General features: G+C 34.0%; 20 protein-coding genes. 10 read left to right on the forward strand and 10 right to left on the reverse strand.

Going from position 1 to position 18,299, the window contains the following annotated elements; all coding sequences use genetic code 11:
- Window positions 1-64: 64 nt before the first annotated feature.
- From ACFPVY_RS11215 to ACFPVY_RS11225, 3 genes are read right to left on the reverse strand one after another with little or no spacing between them, the layout of a single operon-like run.
- Window positions 65-673: an FAD-dependent oxidoreductase gene (locus ACFPVY_RS11215; RefSeq protein ID WP_379792102.1), complete on the reverse strand. Its 609-nt coding sequence runs from the start codon at window positions 671-673 to the stop codon at window positions 65-67.
- Between the two features lie 6 nt (window positions 674-679).
- Entirely contained in the window at window positions 680-880 is a 201-nt protein-coding gene (locus ACFPVY_RS11220; RefSeq protein WP_296142720.1) for a hypothetical protein, read from the reverse strand.
- Window positions 881-927: 47 nt separating this feature from the next.
- Window positions 928-1,503 (reverse strand): MarC family protein, encoded by a 576-nt coding sequence (locus ACFPVY_RS11225; RefSeq protein WP_379792103.1) that lies wholly within the window; start codon window positions 1,501-1,503, stop codon window positions 928-930.
- A 170-nt stretch (window positions 1,504-1,673) separates the two neighbouring features.
- Between ACFPVY_RS11225 and ACFPVY_RS11230 the strand changes: the two genes are divergently transcribed.
- The 9 genes from ACFPVY_RS11230 (at window position 1,674) to ACFPVY_RS11270 (ending at window position 9,550) form a co-directional block, all read left to right on the forward strand.
- Window positions 1,674-2,243 carry a DUF3109 family protein gene (locus ACFPVY_RS11230; protein ID WP_379792104.1) on the forward strand — a complete coding sequence of 190 codons (570 nt, stop codon included), beginning with the start codon at window positions 1,674-1,676 and terminating at the stop codon, window positions 2,241-2,243.
- Window positions 2,244-2,504: 261 nt separating this feature from the next.
- On the forward strand, window positions 2,505-3,494 hold the full coding sequence (locus ACFPVY_RS11235; RefSeq protein WP_379792105.1) for a ribonucleotide-diphosphate reductase subunit beta: 990 nt from the start codon (window positions 2,505-2,507) through the stop codon (window positions 3,492-3,494).
- Window positions 3,495-3,602: 108 nt separating this feature from the next.
- Window positions 3,603-6,044, forward strand: coding sequence for a ribonucleoside-diphosphate reductase subunit alpha (locus ACFPVY_RS11240; protein WP_379792106.1), 2,442 nt, complete (start codon window positions 3,603-3,605; stop codon window positions 6,042-6,044).
- Window positions 6,045-6,135: 91 nt separating this feature from the next.
- The gene (locus ACFPVY_RS11245; RefSeq protein ID WP_379792107.1) at window positions 6,136-6,354 is read left to right on the forward strand and encodes a hypothetical protein; all 219 of its coding nucleotides are present in this window, start codon (window positions 6,136-6,138) and stop codon (window positions 6,352-6,354) included.
- Window positions 6,351-6,635 carry a type II toxin-antitoxin system RelE/ParE family toxin gene (locus ACFPVY_RS11250; RefSeq protein WP_379792108.1) on the forward strand — a complete coding sequence of 95 codons (285 nt, stop codon included), beginning with the start codon at window positions 6,351-6,353 and terminating at the stop codon, window positions 6,633-6,635. Before ACFPVY_RS11245 ends, ACFPVY_RS11250 begins: the two co-directional genes overlap by 4 nt.
- A 76-nt stretch (window positions 6,636-6,711) precedes the next feature.
- Window positions 6,712-7,431 carry an AAA family ATPase gene (locus ACFPVY_RS11255; protein WP_379792109.1) on the forward strand — a complete coding sequence of 240 codons (720 nt, stop codon included), beginning with the start codon at window positions 6,712-6,714 and terminating at the stop codon, window positions 7,429-7,431.
- 11 nt (window positions 7,432-7,442) lie between these two features.
- Window positions 7,443-7,670, forward strand: a complete 228-nt coding sequence (locus tag ACFPVY_RS11260) for a hypothetical protein (protein ID WP_379792110.1) — start codon at window positions 7,443-7,445, stop codon at window positions 7,668-7,670.
- Window positions 7,671-7,675: 5 nt separating this feature from the next.
- Window positions 7,676-8,173, forward strand: a complete 498-nt coding sequence (locus ACFPVY_RS11265) for an RDD family protein (protein ID WP_379792111.1) — start codon at window positions 7,676-7,678, stop codon at window positions 8,171-8,173.
- A 30-nt stretch (window positions 8,174-8,203) separates the two neighbouring features.
- Window positions 8,204-9,550 (forward strand): deoxyguanosinetriphosphate triphosphohydrolase, encoded by a 1,347-nt coding sequence (locus ACFPVY_RS11270; RefSeq protein WP_379792248.1) that lies wholly within the window; start codon window positions 8,204-8,206, stop codon window positions 9,548-9,550.
- Window position 9,551: 1 nt separating this feature from the next.
- On the opposite strand, the gene ACFPVY_RS11275 is transcribed toward ACFPVY_RS11270, so the two are convergent.
- Both ACFPVY_RS11275 and ACFPVY_RS11280 read right to left on the reverse strand, forming a co-directional pair.
- The gene (locus ACFPVY_RS11275; protein ID WP_379792112.1) at window positions 9,552-10,526 is read right to left on the reverse strand and encodes a DUF3078 domain-containing protein; all 975 of its coding nucleotides are present in this window, start codon (window positions 10,524-10,526) and stop codon (window positions 9,552-9,554) included.
- 41 nt (window positions 10,527-10,567) lie between these two features.
- On the reverse strand, window positions 10,568-12,337 hold the full coding sequence (locus ACFPVY_RS11280; protein ID WP_379792114.1) for a 1-deoxy-D-xylulose-5-phosphate synthase: 1,770 nt from the start codon (window positions 12,335-12,337) through the stop codon (window positions 10,568-10,570).
- Window positions 12,338-12,385: 48 nt separating this feature from the next.
- On the opposite strand from ACFPVY_RS11280, the gene ACFPVY_RS11285 reads away from it, so the two are divergent.
- A complete protein-coding gene (locus ACFPVY_RS11285) occupies window positions 12,386-12,829 on the forward strand; it encodes a nucleoside deaminase (RefSeq protein ID WP_379792115.1) in 444 nt (147 codons plus the stop codon).
- Here the strand turns inward: ACFPVY_RS11285 and ACFPVY_RS11290 are convergent, their stop codons facing one another.
- The 5 genes from ACFPVY_RS11290 to ACFPVY_RS11310 all read right to left on the reverse strand — a co-directional run bounded on the left by ACFPVY_RS11290 (window position 12,830) and on the right by ACFPVY_RS11310 (window position 18,102).
- The gene (locus tag ACFPVY_RS11290) at window positions 12,830-15,442 is read right to left on the reverse strand and encodes a carboxypeptidase-like regulatory domain-containing protein (protein ID WP_379792116.1); all 2,613 of its coding nucleotides are present in this window, start codon (window positions 15,440-15,442) and stop codon (window positions 12,830-12,832) included.
- A gap of 39 nt (window positions 15,443-15,481) precedes the next feature.
- Window positions 15,482-16,267: a GLPGLI family protein gene (locus ACFPVY_RS11295; protein WP_379792117.1), complete on the reverse strand. Its 786-nt coding sequence runs from the start codon at window positions 16,265-16,267 to the stop codon at window positions 15,482-15,484.
- A 7-nt stretch (window positions 16,268-16,274) separates the two neighbouring features.
- Window positions 16,275-17,051 carry a GLPGLI family protein gene (locus ACFPVY_RS11300; RefSeq protein ID WP_379792118.1) on the reverse strand — a complete coding sequence of 259 codons (777 nt, stop codon included), beginning with the start codon at window positions 17,049-17,051 and terminating at the stop codon, window positions 16,275-16,277.
- A gap of 69 nt (window positions 17,052-17,120) precedes the next feature.
- Window positions 17,121-17,252, reverse strand: coding sequence for a hypothetical protein (locus ACFPVY_RS11305; protein ID WP_379792119.1), 132 nt, complete (start codon window positions 17,250-17,252; stop codon window positions 17,121-17,123).
- A 166-nt stretch (window positions 17,253-17,418) separates the two neighbouring features.
- The gene (locus ACFPVY_RS11310; RefSeq protein ID WP_379792120.1) at window positions 17,419-18,102 is read right to left on the reverse strand and encodes a DNA-binding response regulator; all 684 of its coding nucleotides are present in this window, start codon (window positions 18,100-18,102) and stop codon (window positions 17,419-17,421) included.
- Window positions 18,103-18,299: the final 197 nt, after the last annotated feature.

An 18,299-nucleotide genomic window follows, 5' to 3' on the forward strand; every position in this document is an offset into this window, starting at 1 on the left:
ACGAATTCACGAATAAAAAATAAATTCGTGAATTCGTGGCTAATTTTTTTTTGTAAGCTATCATTTATTTTCGAATACTATCGTGAACCTGAGAGTGTTTCCCTTCGTTCCATAAAGTTAAAATATCCGTGGCAACAGACGCGCCACTTCCTGCAGCGATTGACAATTGGCTTCTCCAGCCTGCCAAAGTTCCCGCTACATAAATGCCGCTGGAAACTAAATGATCTTCGTTCTGAAGTTGAATTCTATTCTTCTCAACAATTGCTTTTTTATGCGGAACCACATATTGCATCAATCCTTCAATTGCAAAAGTATTCGAAGCATTTATCGCCACAACAATCATTTTTGTCTGGTAAGAATCTTTGTTGGTTATAACCGTAAAATTTGGATATTGACCGTCAACTCGCAAAACTTTTTCGTTTGAAATCTGTTCAACTTGTGGATAAAGTGTAGTTAATTGCTCGATGCTTTCAGACATGATTTCCGAGCCTAATTTTCCAGCTGGAATCCCGTAAGCATTATTAAATAAGGCATCTTGAAGATTTGATGCTTTTTGGTGTGTAAAAATTCCGATTTTTTTGTCAGCTGCAAAAGCTTTGTTTCCGGCAGAACCTAAAACCAAGGCGCACGACATTCCTGAAACGCCTCCGCCGATTATTAAAACGTCAAACATAAGTGATTATCTGTCTTTAGTTTTCTCTTCGATCATTTTTGACATTCTAAAAATTAATAGAATAAAAATGGCGCAAAAAGAAGCAGCAATACCAATCAAACCCACAACGCTATCGCCTTCAAAAAGATGATCAAAGTCTAAAATTGTGATGTTAAATACGATTAATGCTAAGGCTAAAAATATTAATATGTAAGTAAAAATCTTCATTATAAGATGGGTGTCTATTTATGACTGTGAAATTAATAAAATCTATTTTAGATGAAAAGCCCTTTAACATTGGCGCCAAATAATTTAACAGCAATTGCTAATAATATGACTCCAAATATTTTTCGGATGACTCCGAGTCCGTTATCACCAAGAATTTTCTCAATTTTAGCGGAAGACTTTAGAACAGCGAAAACTACAATTATATTTATGATAATCGCCATAATAATATTTATTTTTTCATATTCTGCACGAAGCGAAAGAATTGTGGTCATTGTTCCGGCTCCAGCGATTAAAGGAAAAGCAATTGGCACGATCGAAGCTGTACTTGGATTGTCTTCTTTATATAAACGAATTCCTAGAATCATTTCCAGCGCCAGGAAAAACAAAACGAAAGAACCTGCAACAGCAAAAGAACTCGCGTTAATTCCGATTAATTTCAAGATTTCTTCTCCCACAAAAAGAAAAGCAATCATGATTACGCAAGCCACGATCGAAGCCTTTTCAGATTGAATGTGACCAATTTTTGAGCGCAAATCGACAATAATCGGAATACTTCCAACAATATCAATTACTGCGAACAAAACCATACTTACGGTAAAAATTTCTTTCCAATCAAATCCCATGACTTACTGCTTTTTTGAAGCTGCAAAAATATTTTATTTAAACAAGAAAATTGCTAATCATACGTTAATTTTTTATCATCATAATATACTGAAAATCTGATTATTGCGTTAATATATAAATTCTCAATTCTAAATTCTGAATTCTAAAATCCAAATCGTATCTTTGCAAAATGTTTCAATTAGGAAAAACCATTGTCTCTGAAGACATATTAGAAAAGGAATTTGTGTGCAATCTTTCGGCTTGCAAAGGCGCTTGTTGTGTTGATGGCGATGCCGGCGCACCATTAAATGAAGAGGAAACCAAGATTTTGGAAGCCATTTATCCAAAAGTGAAACCATTTCTTCGTAAGGAAGGAATTGCCGCAATCGAGGCACAAGGAACTTGGGTGACCGGAACCGACGGCGATTTAGAAACGCCATTAATTGATAATAAAGATTGTGCTTACGTCATCTTCGACGGAAAAACGGCACTTTGCGGTATCGAGCAAGCTTACAATCAAGGAATTATTGACTGGAAAAAACCGGTTTCGTGTCATTTGTATCCAATTCGAATTAAGGATTTCTCAGAATTTGCTGCGGTAAATTATGACAAATGGGATATTTGTGACGATGCCTGTTCTTTAGGCAAAGAATTGGAAGTTCCGGTGTATAAATTTGTCAAGGAAGCACTCGTTCGTCGCTTTGGTGAAGACTGGTATATGGAACTTGAAAAAGTGGCCCAAGAGTTAAAAAACCAATAAATTTCCTTTATTCTTTTTAAGGATTTCTTTATACAAAGATTCCTATATTTTACGGGCGATTACAACGTTTTCTATTTTGTAATTGTTTGTTTTTCAATATTTTATATTTTGTAAAAAAAGTCACGGTAAAATTTTCAGTTGTTCAAAACTATGCCCAATTGTGGATAAGTTTGGCTTTTTTAAACCGTAAGAAATGACAATCTTTGTATCTCTGAAATAACGAAAAATCGTTTTTTCCAACACAATAAAAGTCAACCGAATATGTCTGCAATAGAACCAATTTTACAAGAAAACAAAAACCGATTTGTCATTTTTCCAATCAAACACCATGATATTTGGGATTGGTACAAGAAAATGGAAGCTAGTTTTTGGACTGCTGAAGAAATCGACTTGCACCAGGATTTAAATGACTGGAATAACAAATTAAATAGTGACGAAAAATATTTCATCAAACACATTCTTGCTTTTTTTGCCGCTTCTGACGGAATTGTAAACGAGAATTTGGCTGAAAATTTCGTGAACGAAGTGCAATACGCGGAAGCGAAATTCTTTTACGGTTTCCAAATTATGATGGAGAATATCCACAGCGAAACCTATTCGTTGTTGATTGATACGTATGTTAAAGACGAAACTGAAAAAGACCAATTGTTCCGTGCTTTGGAAGTTTTTCCAGCGATCAAAAAGAAAGCAGACTGGGCTTTAAAATGGATTGATTCTGATTCTTTTGCAGAAAGATTAATCGCTTTTGCAGCAGTAGAAGGAATCTTTTTCTCTGGAGCTTTCTGTTCTATTTTCTGGTTGAAAAAACGCGGATTAATGCCAGGATTGACATTCTCAAACGAATTAATTTCTCGTGATGAAGGCGTTCACTGTGATTTTGCAGTGCATTTGCACAATCATCACTTGGTTAATAAAGTTCCGAAAGAAAGAATCAAAGAAATTTTGGTGGATGCTCTTGATATTGAAAGAGAATTTATCACAGAATCCTTGCCAGCAAGTTTGATCGGAATGAACGCGACTTTGATGGCGCAATATTTAGAATTTGTAACCGACAGATTATTAGTGGAATTAGGATGCGAAAGAGTTTATAATTCTTCAAATCCGTTTGATTTTATGGATATGATTTCGTTGCAAGGAAAAACAAATTTCTTTGAAAAACGTGTTTCAGAATACCAAAAAGCGGGTGTAATGAACAGCGGATCTCAAGGAGATAGCGATTCTCAGAAAATTAGCTTCGATGCTGATTTCTAAAAAGTTTCAAAGTTACTAAGTTTCGCTTTGCGTCTTTGCGCCTTTGCGAGAAGAATAAAAAAATGAAAGCGCGAAAGCGTAAATGACAACACTCAAAATTCGAAAAATATGTATGTAGTAAAAAGAGACGGCAATAGAGAGCCGGTAATGTTTGATAAAATTACGGATAGAGTAAGTAAGTTATGCTACGGATTAAACGATTTGGTTGATCCAGTAAAAGTGGCAATGCGTGTTATTGAAGGTCTTTATGACGGAGTTACAACTTCTGAATTAGACAATCTTGCGGCTGAAACTGCAGCTTCAATGACGATTTCGCATCCAGATTATGCACAATTGGCGGCGCGTATTGCGGTTTCTAATTTGCACAAAAACACCAAAAAATCGTTTTCAGAAACGATGAACGATATGTTTCATTATATCAATCCAAGAACTGGAACTGCAGCTCCGTTATTGGCTGATGACGTACATGAAATTATCCAAAAAAATGCTCAGGCACTTGATTCTGTAATTATTTACAACAGAGATTTTAACTACGATTACTTCGGATTTAAAACTTTAGAGCGTTCTTACTTGTTGAAAATCAACGGTAAAATCGTCGAAAGACCACAACATATGTTGATGCGTGTTTCTGTGGGAATTCATAAAGAAGATATTGCTTCTGCGATTGAAACGTATGAATTAATGTCTAAAAAATTCTTTACGCACGCAACGCCAACACTTTTTAACGCAGGAACTCCAAAGCCTCAGATGTCGTCTTGTTTCTTGTTGACAATGAAAGATGATAGTATTGACGGAATTTATGATACTTTAAAACAAACGGCAAAAATCTCGCAATCAGCGGGAGGAATTGGTCTTGCAATTCACAATGTGAGAGCGACAGGTTCGTATATCAGCGGTACAAACGGAACTTCAAACGGAATCGTTCCGATGTTGAGAGTGTATGATATGACGGCTCGTTATGTGGATCAAGGTGGTGGAAAACGTAAAGGAAGCTTTGCAATGTACATCGAGCCTTGGCATGCCGATATTTTTGATTTCCTTGATTTGAGAAAAAATCACGGTAAAGAAGAAATGAGAACTCGTGACTTGTTCCTTGGAATGTGGATTCCTGATTTGTTCATGAAACGCGTTCAAGAAGATACAACTTGGACCCTAATGTGTCCGAACGAATGTCCAGGATTGTCTGACGTTCACAGTGAAGAATTCGATAAATTGTACTTAGGATACGAAGCAGCTGGAAAAGGTAGAAAAACGGTAAAAGCAAGAGAAATTTGGGAGAAAATCTTAGAATCTCAAGTTGAAACTGGTCTTCCTTATATGTTGTACAAAGATGCGGCGAACAGAAAATCAAACCAAAAGAATTTAGGAACCATTCGTTCTTCAAATTTATGTACTGAAATCATCGAATTTACATCTCCGGATGAAGTCGCAGTTTGTAATTTGGCTTCTATTTCGTTGCCAATGTTCGTTGAAAACGGAAAATTTGGCCACCAAAAACTATTCGATGTTACAAAACGCGTGACATTGAACTTGAATAAAGTAATTGACAGAAATTATTATCCTGTTATTGAAGCTGAAAACTCAAATACGCGTCACAGGCCAGTTGGTCTTGGTGTGCAAGGTTTGGCTGATGCTTTCATCTTGTTGAGAATGCCTTTTACAAGTGACGAAGCAAAGAAATTGAATCAAGAAATTTTTGAAACGCTTTATTTCGCAGCGGTTACAGCTTCTATGGAATTGGCTAAAATCGAAGGTCCATATTCAACTTTCCAAGGTTCGCCGATTTCTCAAGGAGAATTCCAATACAACCTTTGGGGATTGAAAGATGAAGAACTTTCTGGAAGATGGGATTGGGCTTCATTAAGAACTGAAGTTGTGAAACACGGTGTGAGAAACTCACTTTTGGTGGCTCCAATGCCAACAGCTTCGACTTCTCAAATCCTTGGAAACAACGAAGCTTTTGAGCCTTACACTTCAAATATTTATACAAGAAGAACGCTTTCAGGAGAATTCATCGTTGTAAATAAACATTTATTAGAAGATTTAGTAGAACTTGGAATCTGGAATGACAGCTTGAAACAAGAAATCATGCGTCACAACGGATCGGTTCAAAACATCGATATCATTCCAGCTCATATCAAAGAATTGTACAAAACAGTTTGGGAAATGAGCATGAAAGACATCTTAGATATGTCACGCCAAAGAGGTTATTTCATTGACCAATCACAGTCTTTGAACTTGTTTATGGAAAATGCAAACTTCTCAAAATTAACGTCAATGCACTTTTATGCTTGGCAATCAGGATTGAAAACGGGAATGTATTATTTAAGAACAAAATCTGCGGTTGATGCCATTAAATTTACATTAAACAACGATAAAAAAGAGGAGCCAGTTTTGGTTGAATCTGAAGTTGTCGCATCAGCTCCAGCTAAAAAATTAGCGCCAAATGTTTCTACAGATGTAGAACCTATTGATGTTAATGAATTCAAAGCGATGTTGCAAAGAGCGCAATCTTCTGAACCGGATGATTGTGAAATGTGTGGATCTTAATTTTTAAGAAAATAATCAAATCAAAAGAGCTGTTAATTGACAGCTCTTTTTTGTTTTTAATTTGTAAATTTGTTTTCTAATGCTTGATGTTATGGATATTACAATAGAAAAACAAAACATACTTCAATGGTTGAAAGATCTTAAAGATGAAAAAATTATCGAAAAGATTTTGGATATAAAAGAAGAAACAGAAATTTCTGATTTTGAAAATCAATCAATTCAAAAAGGTTTAAAAGATATTGAAGACGGAAGATTTTCTTCTCATAATGAAGTTTTAGAACGCTTCAAGACAAAATTTGAAACCAAATGAATGTAGTTTGGACTGAAAATTCTGAATATACTTTAAATGAAATTATAGATTACATTGAAATAAAATTTGGACTTTTAGTAGCGCAAGATTATTACTCTGATGTGATTTCAGTTGTAAATTCTATCAGTTTGAAGCCTGAAATTTTTCCAATTTATCAATTAAAAAAAGAAATCAGAAAAGCGGTTATAAATAAGAAAACAATTCTGTATTATAAAACCATCGAAAACGAAATTTACCTTATTGCATTTTACGATACAAGAAAAGGAATTCACAAACTATAAACAGCTCTCATTTTGAGGGCTGTTTTTTTATAAACAACCGTATTTAGTAACTATCTTTGTATAAAATTTTTCACAATTGAGTGCATTATATTACAGAGATCGAGAAGATGTAAATTTAAAGGATGTGGTTTTTGAAGCTTCGGTTTCAGAGCAAATTGACCAATTCTTGAAGGAACATAAATTTTCTGAAATTCTGCATCAATATGAGCTTCCGGTGGCCAATAAAATGCTTCTGTTTGGAAAAACGGGTTGTGGTAAAACTATGACTGCCAAAGCGATTGCAAAGGAATTAGATAAAAGAATTTTTATCGTAAATCTGGCAACCGTTGTTTCTTCCAAATTAGGCGAAACGGCAAAAAATATCCACAGTATTTTTAAGGAAGCCAATTATGAAAACTCGGTTTTGTTCTTTGACGAATTTGATTCTTTGGGACAAATCAGGGATTATGATAACAAAGACAGCAGTGAAATGAAACGCGTTGTCAATGCGATTTTGCAATTGATCGACAACTTTCCGAAGAATTCGATTTTGATTGCGGCGACAAACCAAATTCAGATGATTGACGAAGCTTTGGTCAGAAGATTTGAACTGAAATTGGAATTCAATTCTCCCGATGAAAATTTATTGGAAGATTATTATAAAAAATTGCTCGAAAGATTTCCTAAAAAGTATCAAAACATAGAAAAGAAATTCGGAATTTCATTTTCAGAAGCAAAAGATTTTGTCTTCAAGCAAATCAAAAATAATATCATCAACGACGAAATAAGCAAGCTGGAAACAGCGACAAAAAATTAAATAAAAACAAAATGTCAAAAGAAAATCAAAAGGGAGTTTATACAGGAATTATCGAAAAAGATGAAAACGGAAATTATTTCTGCGGACCATATTTATTAGATTATCAGCAAGTTGAAGCTAGTTTTAAATTGGGCGACGAAGTAAATTTAAAAACTGTTATCGAGAATCCAAGCGATAAAACATACGAGAAATATCCAAAGAAATCGAAACTTTTCTTTCTTTCGAATAAAAAAGAATAGTTTTAATGCAAGAACAGAATTCTACAAAATTTGAATTAGATGATGAACTTTTCGCTTCTCACGGACAGCGTTTTGCAAATTATTTGATCGATTATATTTGCCAAGTGATCATGATGTTTGGCATTTTTATGATCATTGTAATCGTCGCAATTTCCAATGGAAATAAAGATATAGTTGCAGAAATTGAGTCGGTAAAAGATGTGGTCAAATATGCTTTTGTGTCGGCAATTATTCTAGTTTACTACAATTTTTTTGAGATACTTTTCGCTGTAACCATCGGAAAATTAATCACAAATACAGTCGTGGTTGATAGAAACGGAGAAAAACCAACTACTGATGAAATCTTGGTTAGATCTATTTGCAGGCTGATTCCGTTTGAAATTTTATCATTTTTAAGTCCTCCTGGAAAAGGCTGGCATGATTCAATTTCAAAAACATATGTTGTAAAAAGAAAAGTTTTAGAAGACCGAAAAAGACAATTCAATACTCAAAATAAATCCTAAATCAAAAATCTTAAATCATAAATTCCAATGATGAACTGGGAACAACTTTTATCGTTAAAAAGGCAAGGCGACAAAGGCAAAAGACTGCGAAAAGAGCAAGACGACACGCGACTTGGTTTTGAAGTTGACTATGACCGAATCATATTTTCGGCACCTTTTAGAAGCTTGCAAGATAAAACCCAAGTGATTCCGCTTTCAAAAACTGATTTTGTGCACACTAGATTGACGCACAGTTTGGAAGTTTCGGTTGTTGGACGTTCGATAGGAAGATTGGTAGGGAAAAAAATCATTGAAAAGTATCCGCATTTAAAGGAAGTTCACGGTTATCAGCCCAATGATTTCGGTGCAATTGTCGCCGCAGCTTCGTTGGCGCACGACATCGGAAATCCGCCTTTTGGTCATTCTGGAGAAAAAGCAATTGGAGAATATTTCAAGATTGGAAATGGTAAGCAATTTAAAGACCAGCTTTCTGAAAAAGAATGGCAAGATTTGATTGATTTCGAAGGAAATGCTAACGGTTTTTCACTTTTAACAGCAACCCGACCAGGAATTGAAGGCGGTTTGCGACTTTCGTATGCGACTCTCGGCGCTTTTATGAAATATCCGAAGGAATCGCTTCCAAAGAAACCTACGAAAAATATTGCCGATAAAAAATATGGTTTTTTCCAAACAGATAAAGATTTCTTCGAAGATGTAGCGAAAGAGTTAGGAATGATTCCCAATAAAACCGGAAACGATATTGGTTTTGAAAGACATCCGTTAGCTTATTTGGTTGAAGCAGCCGATGATATTTGCTACACAATTATTGACTTTGAAGACGGAATAAATCTTGGTTTGGTTTCGGAAGATTTTGCTTTAGAATATCTAATCAAGTTGGTAAAAGACAGCATTGACACACCAAAATTCAACGCCTTAACTACCAAAGAAGATCGTATCAGTTACTTGCGAGCCCTTGCTATCGGAAGCTTAATTAACGATGCGGTTAAAGTCTTTGTAGAAAATGAAGAATTGATTCTGCAAGGAAAATTTCCTTATGCATTGACGGAAAAAAGCAAATACACAGCTCAAATGAATGATATCATCGCTTTGAGTGTGAAAAATATCTACCAAAGCAGGGAGGTTATTGAAAAAGAAGTGGTTGGCTATCAAATCATCCAAACTTTATTAGATAAATTCATCACAGCTTTCAATAATAAATTCCTTGGAGAAGCTTCTAATTATGACAATTTGTTGCTGAAAATGCTTCCGGAAAAATTCTTAAATGAAAAGGAAAGTTTGTACCACAGATTGCTTCACATTTGCCATTACGTCTCGCTTTTAACAGACGGAAATGCTTTAGAATTGTTCAACACCATAAACGGAAGAAAGAAATTATAGCTTAAAAACTATAAATTAATCCAACGCCAAGCATTTGTTTTAGCTGAATTTTTGGACCAACGATAACTTGTTCGCCGTTGATTTCCTCCTTTGCTTTGATATCATCGTCATAAATCACGTGCGTATTGATGTTCGCACGAACGTATTTATTTACGATAAAATCAAGTTGCAGTTGCCAGTCAACATCAATGTTTCCGAAGTTATTGATGTAATCGCTGTACAATGTCAACTTATTTTCAAGCTTGATATTCTTTACAATTTCAGTTTTGTAACCGCTTGTGAACAAGAAACCGAGCTCTGTTCGGGAATTACTTCCGTCTCTTAATTTTTCGCCGGTTACCGGATCATAAACCGCTTTATCAACTCCAAAAGCGCCTTGGTCAGCCAATCTTTGTTCTAAAACCAAAGTATTTTTAAGCGTCAACGGAGAAATATAGAGTTGTAAATTTTTCTTTTTATTGTTAAATTCGGCACCGACCCCAAGAAAAGTATAAGCTGGAGCAAATGGTTTTGAAATCGCCAGTTCAGTATTTGGGTAAGCATAACCGCTCGTAAACTGTGTGTTAAAGTTAAATTTTGCAGTATGAAACCAGCTGGAAGTCGTGTCTTTTCTATAACCAAAGGTGGAATTAAACTGAAAAGCATCGTCCGTTTTTCGAAGTTCAACGCCATCTTGCTTGCTTATTCCATAACGAACGATTAATTCATTATTCCATTTTAGATTTCCGTTTTCATATTTTCTGGTAAAGGTTCCTTTGATAAGCCCAGAAATAGCGCTGTTTCCACCGGCATTCCAGTTTACAAAAGCAATTTCATTTAAATCAAAACCCACGATATTTTCCTTTTTCCACTTCGAAACTGGCATCGGGATAATGACGCTATCTGGTTTTTTTACATTAATTGTATCAACAGATTGAGCAAAAGAGTTGGCAGAAAATAAAAGGAATAACCCGAAAGTTATAGAAAATAATCTCATAGCAAGCATTTTAGATTTTGGTTTTGCAAAAGTCAGCAATTTCAATAGCTTTCAAAAATTATTTTCAAACTTTCTGCATCGATTTTGCTATAATTTTGCAATTCTTCAATAGTTCCATGTTCTATGAAGGCATCGGGAATTCCGAGTACTTTTATAGGAATTGAATAACCATTTGAAGAAGCAAACTCCAATATAGAACTGCCAAAACCGCCTTTTATTGTGCCATTTTCTAACGTTATGATATTTTCAAAATTGCTAAAAATTTCGTGAAGTAAGGTTTCATCCAAAGGTTTTACGAATGGAAAATCATAATGCGCAAAGTCGTGCGGATTGTTGATTTGTGCCAAAGCAGGAATCACGTTTGTACCAATAAATCCGTTGGAAAGTATGGCAATTCTGCTTCCTTTTTTCAATAATTTGGCCTTCCCGATTTCAATTTTTTCGAAAGGTTTTTTCCAATGCACAATTTCGCCACGACCACGCGGATAACGAATTGCAACTGGGTGATTTAAACCTAATTGTGCGGTGTACAAAATATTTCGCAAATCAATTTCATTCATCGGAGAATAAATAATCATATTTGGAATACATCGAAGGTATGCCAAATCAAAAACGCCGTGATGTGTCGCGCCATCTTCGCCAACCAAACCGGCTCGATCCAAACAAAAAATCACCGGAAGATTTTGCAAAGCTACATCGTGAATTACTTGATCATAAGCGCGTTGCAAAAAAGTTGAGTAAATATTGCAATACACAATCATTCCTTGAGTCGCCATTCCGGCAGATAGAGTCACCGCGTGTTGTTCTGCAATTCCCACGTCAAAAGCACGTTTTGGGAAAGCATCCATCATAAATTTTAAAGAGCTTCCGGATGGCATTGCAGGCGTAATTCCAACAATTTTTTCGTTTTTTTCGGCTAATTCTAAAAGCGTCAACCCAAAAACATCTTGAAATTTTGGAGGAAGATTTTCTTCCGATTTAACGATAATTTCTCCAGTTAATTTATCAAATTTCCCCGGAGCGTGATATTTTACTTGGTCTTTTTCAGCTTGTTCTAAACCTTTTCCTTTTGTGGTAATTATATGTAAGAACTTTGGGCCTTTTGTCTTTTTTAAACGTTGCAATTCTTTGATTACGGCAAAAATATCGTGGCCGTCAATTGGTCCAGAATAATCAAAATTCAAAGATTTTATCATATTATTCTGCCGTGGATTTTTGCCTTCTTTGACTGAAGTCAAATAATTTTTTAGAGCGCCAACGCTCGGATCAATTCCAATGGCGTTGTCGTTTAAAATCACCAATAAATTCGCGTCAGTAACGCCAGCGTGGTTCAATCCTTCAAAAGCCATTCCAGATGCGATTGAAGCATCGCCAACAACCGCAATATGATTTTTGTCAAAATTTCCATTCAAATTAGACGCAATCGCCATCCCCAAAGCCGCCGAAATGGCCGTGGAAGAATGGCCTACGCCAAAAGTATCAAACTCGCTTTCATCACGTTTTGGAAAACCAGAAATCCCACCTAATTGGCGATTTGTATCAAAATTATCTTTTCTTCCGGTTAAAATTTTATGACCGTAAGCTTGGTGTCCAACATCCCAAACCAGCAAATCTTCAGGTGTATTAAAAACATAATGCAACGCAATCGTCAACTCAATCACGCCAAGGCTTGCGCCAAGATGACCTTCTTTAACCGAAACAATATCAATGATAAAATCACGTAATTCTCGGGCAAGTTGAGGCAAATCCTTTTCAGGAATTTGTCGTAAATCTTTCGGAGAATTTATATTTTGAAGCAAATTTTCTGGCATAAAGCAAAGGTACGATTTGAAATCGTATTTTTACGACCTAGATATATTATGGAAAACATTTTCACAGACGAATATTTTATGAAAAAAGCGTTGCAGGAAGCACAATCCGCTTTTGACAAAGGCGAAATTCCTGTTGGAGCCATCATTGTCGTGGAAAATCGGGTGATTGCAAGAAGCCATAATTTGACCGAAGTGCTGAACGACGTGACGGCGCACGCAGAAATGCAATCGATCACCGCCGCCGCTAACTTCTTAGGCGGAAAATACCTTAAAAATTGCACGTTATATGTAACTTTGGAACCTTGCCAAATGTGTGCCGGCGCTTTATATTGGAGCCAAATCTCAAAAATTGTCTTTGGAGCCAGGGACGAACAGCGCGGTTTTATGACTTTAGGAACAAAATTACATCCAAAAACGGTTGTCGAGTTTGGTGTTTTGGAAGAAGAAGCCTCGAGTTTAATGAAGCGATTTTTTGTGGAGAAAAGGAAATAATTAAAACCTATATTTTACACTAAGAAGCAAATATCTTGGGACTAATTTTGTTTCTGAACGATAAGACGTGAAATTGCTAAGAGAAACGGTTTTAAAATTATCTTCATTATTAATATTATTGAAAATAAGTCGATAAGAAAATTTACATTCAATGGGATTATAATTTACAATGATGTTGCTAAAAGAGTAGGTGCTTCTGTCGATAAAATAGAATGAATTGTTGAATTCCGCCAGCAGCGTTTCTGAAATGGCGTAATTAAAATTTGCAAACGCTTCTTTAGTAATATTGCTGTTTTTTATTCCGTTAAATTTTGATTGACTATAATTATAAGCAAATCCGCCATCTAAATTAATGGGTAATTTAAAATAAGTTGTCGCTGAATATTTTACAATATTGCTATAACTTTTTGCATGCGAAAAAGCGTCTGAATTCACTTTAAACGGTGAATTATTCCAAGACTGAATGGTTTCTAATTTTGAGGCCACTTTCAATTTTCGGATATAATTTACAAAGCTGAAATTAAAATTATAGTTTTCACCGCCTTTAATCGGTACATAATTCATAAAATTAAATTCATTGGTAATTATACTTTCCGTTGTTAACGTGGAATGTGTTTTAATGTAAATAAGACTGGAATTAATCGAAAATCTTTTTTCATCGTTATACATGGCATAGTTGAAACTCGCAACTGAATTTTTCAAAGGTTTGTCAAATAACGTTCCTCTAGAAAAGCTTCTGTAATCTATCAATTGCAAATTTGAAGTAAGCTGATTGATTTCATACAGCGTGCTGTTTTCTTTGTAAGATACTGTGAAGTTTCCAAACCCAGTTTTTTTAATATTTATTGAAATTTCTGGATTTACAATGAAAGCATTGTTTCGAACATCTGTTTTGAACGAAATATTCTGAAAATTTACGCTTCCTGTAAAGTCTATTTTTTTCGAAAGATTATAACGAAAAGTGTTATCAAACGAAGATTTTGCTTGGTTTAATCTTGTGTTATTTTCATATTCAGAAAATGTGGTGCCATCTGCATCAAATGTGCTTTCAAATTGTTCTTTGTTGATTTCAAATTGCAAACTATTGGTAATATCAATTTTGCCAAATTTTGAAATCAACTTGCTTTGTGCGCCAGCGAAAAACACCTTGTTATCAGCAACTTGATTGATTACAGAAGAATTATTGATATTTAAAAAATCATTAAGAAATGGAGAGCTGATTTTAGTTTTTTCTTTGATATTGTCATTTCCAAAATAAATATAGTTGCTCAAAGCCTTGTATTCTGCCAGCTGGTAGGTGTGATTAAAATGATTGTAAAATGTGCTATTTCTGACCTTAGAATATTGATGCACATAATCATCGTTGAACAGAAGGTCGCTATTCGTTTTGTTTGGATTATTTTTTAGCACAAATAAATTGGTTATATAATTTTTATCATCGGCAAAATATTTTAGCTCCACTTCCGTCGATGCTAGAGTCTTGTGATTTTTGAAGTCATTATTTTCTGTGAAAGAAATGGGCTCGATGTCTAGATTATAGTTAGTTTCAGAAAAAGAATTTTGGGTTTGTTTGTCATCAGCAAGGTAAACCACGCCACGCAAGGACAGCTTAGCATTCACTTTTGTAGTAAAACTAAAAGAATTTAAAAAAGCGGTATTAAAAACATTCTGGGTTTTACTAAATAACGAAATCTCACTGCCGTTAATCTTATACAGTCGCTTTGCTGTATATTCATAGCGATCATTCCCAAAAATATCATTTTGAAATACATTTTCAGAAATCATTTCAGTCGCTTTTTCGCCTAAATTATTGTAATCACCCAGATAAAATAGTTTTATCTTTTTCTTGAGCAATCCAAGATTTAAGCTCTCTTTCCATCGATCTTCTGAAACAACACCTGTACCCAGAGAAATATTTCCAAACCAGATATTAGTTTTGTCTTCTTTTAACTTTAGATTTAAAGCTACCTTATCTGAATTATTCAATTTTTTCAAAATCGGATTATCTTCAAAAGCATCAATAATTTGAACAGCGTCTAAAACTTTTGCATCCAGATTTTTTGATAAAAGCTTGTAGTTTTTATCGAACATGTCTTCGCCTTCAATCAATAGTTTGTCGATTCTTTTTCCATGCGCCTTGATAGTTCCATCTTTTAAAACTTCAATTCCGGGTAGTTTTTTTAAAATGTCTTCAACAGTTTGTTCTGTTTTATTGCCAAAGCTAGCCACTTTTATGGTTGTGGTATCTTGGTCAATTCTTATTTTTTTTCCTGCTTCAATGACCACTTCGTCTAAAAATTCTGCTTTTTCTTCTAATGTGAAATTGACGGTCAAACTATTTTTTGAGGGAACTGTGAGCCTTTGTTGCTGAAAGCCTAAGTTGGAAACTTCCAATATAATTTCTTCGGTAGCTTTTTCTATTGATAATGAGTAATTTCCATTTTCATCAGAAAACCCATACCCCAAGCTATTTTCGTTGGTATCCATACATAAAACAGAAGCACCATCGATGCTTCTGTTTTGAGAATCTGTTATTTTTCCTGTTACTTTTATCTGTTGCGCAACTAATGAAAAGGAAAATAAAATGATGAGCAATGAAAATCTAAATTTCAATATGAAAACTTTTATTGATTTATATTTAACTTTTAAAAATTACTCACATTCTAAAAACATATCTGTTAATTTGGGCAGTAAGAACTGTACGCCAGGAAATTTTTTCGCGTTCAACTTATTATTATCGTCAGCTAAGTTAATTTCATTTTGTTGCGCTTTTTTGAACTCTTGGTATGATAACCATTTCAGCCCTTTTGGAATGGACATGTAATTTGCATTTTGCTTAGTTTTTGAGGGATACTCGGCGCTTTTAAAATACCAATATGCATTTTTATTAGAGTCGTACGCTTCTAATATCAATCCAGGCAATCCATGCAATTTCCATGGGCCGTAGGGTAAAGGAATATCACTGGTAAACCAAGCGGTGTATGTTCTTCCTCTAAAAGTGGTTGTCGCTTTTTTGCAATTAAATTTTCCAATTTTTTTTGTTTCTTTTTCTATTTTCCATGTTTGACTAGGCGCAACTTCTTTAATATAGATTTGCTTCCGATACAAAACATTTGACCACATCGTATTTTTTTTGATGTGATAAGCCACTTGGTCACCTTGGGGACTAACTTTCATTCCATTATATATTGTTCCTCCGCTATCGTCGTCATTGTTGTATGTTTTCTGCTCGTTAATCTTTTCAGCTTTTTCTAAACTATCTTTAGCGGTTACATAATAGGATTGCTCTTTGTTGAATACGAGGTAGGCATTACTGTCTGGACCTTTTCCATTACCAATTCCCTTTGCATCAATAAATCCATAATGAATGAGGCCTTTTTGCGAAAAACAGTTAGTAAGAAAGAAAAATGTGAAAAGACATAGTTGAAATTTTATCATATTTTTATTATTTAAACTCTATAAACATCAATTCTATATCAGGGTCACTTATTTTAAAACCTGGATATTTTTTAGCCATTATTTTGTTTTTCTCCATAGCTTTTTCAAGTATATCTTGTTGCTCTTTTTGAAACTCTGTATAATTTAGCCATTTATTGTCTTTGGGAATAGACATGTATTTAGCTTTTTCTTTTGTTTTTGAGGGATATTCTACGCTTTTAAAATACCAATAAAGATTTTTATCGGTGTCATAAGCTTCTAAAATCAAGCCAGGTAAGCCATGCAATTTCCATGGGCCGTAGGGTAAAGGAATATCACTGGTAAACCAAGCGGTGTAAATTCTTCCTCTAAAATTAGATGTTGCTTTTTTACAATTAAATTTTCCTATTTTTTTTATTTCTTTACTAATTTTCCAATTCATATCTGGAGCGACTTCTTTAGTGTATATTTGATTTCCAAGTAATACATTAGACCACATCGTATTTTTTTTAATATGATAAGCCACTTGATCTCCTTGCGGACTAACTTTATTCCCCATTATAGTCAAGCCTCCACTTTCTCCCTCATTTTTAAAAGTTTTAGTTTCGGTTTTTGACACTTTGCTTTCCAAACTATCTTTAGCTGTTACAAAATAGGATTGTTCTTTGTTGAATACAAGGTAAGCGTTGCTATCAGGACCTTTGGCATTCCCCATGCCTTTCGCATCTATAAAGCCATAATATACAAGACCGTTTTGAGCAAATAGATTTGTAGAAAATAATAATATAAATATGTATTTTATCATAATTGTAAGTGTATTGAAAAAGACTACACCCTCAGTATTATAACTGAATAAAGGTGTAGTAAGTTTGACTTAAGAACCGCAATAGATACTACCCCAGTCGTTAACGTCTTGCTGGTCGATACATCCACATTGAAAAGTAACATAATGTCCGTCAGCACATCTAACGGTATGTTCATTTGGATTAGTTTTTAATAGCTTCAATTTTATTCGTAAACGAACTCAAACTAAACTCCAACAACTGATAATAAAAGTAATTTTTTCATAATTTAAAAAATTTTAAGTTAAATAATTTCTCAAATCCTGCAGTATTTGATTTTCAAACTTAAACACTTTTTTTAAAACAATTTTACGGGTTTTTCTGTAAAAATCACATTAAGTTTGATTTTTTTAATATTTCAATTAATGTCTTGTTATTCTGACCTTCAATATTTAAAATTTGTTTAATCATTGCTGTTCTTTTCTCAATCGTACTTGTTGAAATCTGCAACTTTTCAGAAATCTCTTTGCTCGTATACCGTTCTGAAGTCATGAGCAGGATATTTCTATTAATCTCATCGTGGCAAAAAGCATGTTTAGAAACATTTTCAAGCACGCATTCGGCAGTTTTACTATAATATCTTTTCTTTGCAAGTACCATTTCAAATGTTTTGATGATTTCGTTAGCATCAGCATCGCTCTTTATTAAAAATGCTTCGGGTCTAATTTTTTCAATAACATCATAAATGTACAATGGCGAGGTGTGCATTGTCAAGATGATAATTTTAATCGCAGGAAATTTTTTTCTAAGAATTTTTGCTAAATGAAATCCATCTTCTATTTTCTCCTTTAGATAAGAAGGCATACTCAAATCAAGAAATATAATATCTGGGTTATATTGGTTAGACAGCGTATCATAAAAATCCTCAATTGTATTAAAACAAGAAACTTTAAAATTTTCACAATGAGTCATACAACTAATGCAATTGCTGTAAGAGTCAGTAATTGCAGGATGATCATCCAATAGTGAAATTCTTAACGGTATAATCATTTGGTTAGGCTTGTAATTTTTCAAATGTAAAATATTTTACATATAAAATAACATTTTACGAATAAATGTTTATAAATTTAAAAAATATATAAAATGTGTGTTTTAATTTAAAAAAACTTGATGTTTCTTAACGAAATTATTTTTATAAATTTTCTTACTAAAAATCTCAAAAATTAATCTTACATTTAATACAATAAAGAAAGAGCATATTTAGTTATGGT

The sequence above is a fragment of the Flavobacterium qiangtangense genome (assembly GCF_042658345.1).
Lineage (GTDB): Bacteria > Bacteroidota > Bacteroidia > Flavobacteriales > Flavobacteriaceae > Flavobacterium > Flavobacterium qiangtangense.